The 2,502-nt window shown below is 69.8% G+C and carries 1 protein-coding gene; it reads right to left on the bottom strand.

All coding sequences use genetic code 11. The features are described 5' to 3' along the window. Positions 1 to 2,502, bottom strand: a 2,502-nt coding sequence (locus M8859_RS36600; protein ID WP_249645673.1) for a condensation domain-containing protein, incomplete at both ends; no start/stop codon positions are given.

The raw sequence follows: 2,502 nt of genomic DNA, 5'->3' as shown, positions 1-2,502 counted from the left end.
CGTCAAGCCGATCTTGATTTCGAGGTGGTCCGGCAGTGGCGTGTCGAGTGCGTCGACCGGGACCAGGGCTGCGCCGGTTTTGAGTACGGCCCAGGTGGCGATGACGGCTTCGAGGCCGCGGTCCAGCCGGACCGCGACGCCCGCGCCGGGTCCGCAACCCCGCGCGATGAGCACCCGCGCCAACCGCGACGAGCGCGCGTCGAGGTCCTGGTAGGACAGGGCGTTCTCACCGGAGACCACCGCGGGGCCGTCCGGGTCGTCCTCGACCGCCGCTGCCAGCGCCTGGGTCAGCGCCGTGCCCGCGGTCGCTGTGAGCGGTTCGACGCTCACCGGCTCGGCCGCGGCCGTGATTCGTTCTCGTTCGGTGTGGTCGAGGATGTCGATGTCGCCGATGGGGGTGTGGGGGTTGGTGGCGATGGTGGTGAGGATGCGGTGGAGTCGGTGGCCGAGGGTGTGGATGGTGGGTTGGTCGAATAGGTCGGTGGCGTAGGTGAGGATGGTGTCGAGGTGGGCGGGGGTGCCGTCGGGGTGGTGGTGGGGGGTGACGTTGACTTGGAGGTCGAATTTGGCGGCGACGGTGCCGGGGTCGAGGGCGGTGACGGTGAGGCCGGGGAGTTGGAGGGTGGGTTGTTCGTTGTTCTGGAATGACAGCACGACGCCGAAGAGGGGGTTGTGGGTGGTGGCGCGGGCGGGGGCGACGGTTTCGGCGACGCGTTCGAAGGGGATGTCGGCGTTGGCGAAGGCGGCGAGGTCGGTGTCGCGGGTGTGGTGGATGAGTTGGGTGAAGCTCATGGCGGGTTCGATGTGGGTGCGCAGGGTGAGGGTGTTGACGAACATGCCGACGAGGTCGTCGAGGGCGCGTTGGCCGCGTCCGGCGATGGGGGTGCCGATGGCGATGTCGTGGTGGCCGGACAGGCGGGCCAGCAGGACGGCCAGGGCGGCGTGTACGACCATGAACAGGGTGCTGTGGTGTTCGCGGGCCAGGGCGGTGAGCGCGGTGTGGGTTTGCGGTGCCAGGGTGAGGGTGGTGTTGGCGCCTTGCATGCTGGGCACGGTGGGGCGGGGGCGGTCGAGGGGGAGGTCGGGTTGGGTGGTGAGGCCGTCGAGGTGGGTGCGCCAGTAGGACAGTTGGCGGGCGGCGATGGAGTCGGGGTCGGTGTCGGTGCCGATGACGGTGCGTTGCCAGATGGCGTAGTCGGCGTATTGCACTTCCAGGGGCGCCCAGCGGGGGGAGTTGCCGCCGATGCGGGCGAGGTAGGCGGTCATCAGGTCGCGGGCCAGGGGGGCCATGGAGGCGCCGTCGGCGGCGATGTGGTGGGCGACGAACGCCAGGAGGTGTTCCTCGGGCCCGGTTTCGGCCAGCAGGGCGCGGACGGGGACTTCTTCGGTGACGTCGAAGCCGGTGTGCATCAGCTCGGTGATCGCTGTGAGGGGGTCGTCGGTGACGGTGAGTTCCAGCCCGCCGGGTAGTGCTTGGTCCACGGTGAGGATTTGCTGGTAGGGGGTGGCGCCGGGTCCGTCGGCGGGGTAGCGGGTGCGCAGGGATTCGTGGCGTTCGAGGACGTCGGCCAGGGCGTGCCGTAACGCGGAGACATCCAGCGCGCCGCGTAGCTGGATGGCCAGGGGGATGTTGTAGGCGGGGGAGGTGGGGTCGAACTGGTTGAGTACCCACATCCGTTGCTGGGCCAGTGACAGCGGGATCGGTTCGGTGCGCGGACGGCGTTCGAGTACCGGGCGCGCGCCGCCGCCGGCGCCGGGGATCACCCGTGCGGCCAGGCCGGCGACGGTGGGTGCTTCGAACAACTCCCGTACTGCCACATCCGCGTCCAGGGCCTCGTTGATCCGGGCGATCACCCGGGTGGCCAGCAGCGAGTTGCCGCCCAACGCGAAGAAATCGTCGTCCAAACCGACCCGGTCGGCGCCGAGCAGCCCGGCGAACACCTCGGCGACGGCCTGCTGGACCGGGGAACTCGGCGCCCGGAACACCGCACCGGAGCTGAACTGCGGGGCGGGCAGCGCTTTACGGTCCAGTTTCCCGTTCGGGGTCAGCGGCAGCGCGTCCAGCACCACCACAGCATCCGGCACCATGTAGCCGGTCAAGAACTCCGAGACCTGCGCCCGCAACACCGACGCGTCCACACTCACCCCGGTATCGGCCACCACATACCCGATCAAACGGTCCCCGGCGTGCTCCTCGGAGCGAACCAGCACCACCGCCTGACCGACCCCCGGACACCGCAGCAGCGCCGCCTCGATCTCCCCCAACTCGATCCGGAACCCCCGCAACTGCACCTGCTGATCACCACGCCCGGCGTACTCCAGGGTGGCCTGACCACCGAAACCGACCCACCGGCCGATATCGCCGCTGCGATACATCCGCGAACCCGGCGCACCGAACGGATCGGCCACGAACCGTGTCGCGGTCAACCCCGGCCTGCCCAGATAGCCACGCGAGAGCTGCCCACCCGCGACGTGAATCTCACCGACCACACCGACCGGTGC

This window comes from Nocardia sputi (assembly GCF_023501985.1).
This window is presented reverse-complemented; position numbering and strand designations above follow the sequence as displayed.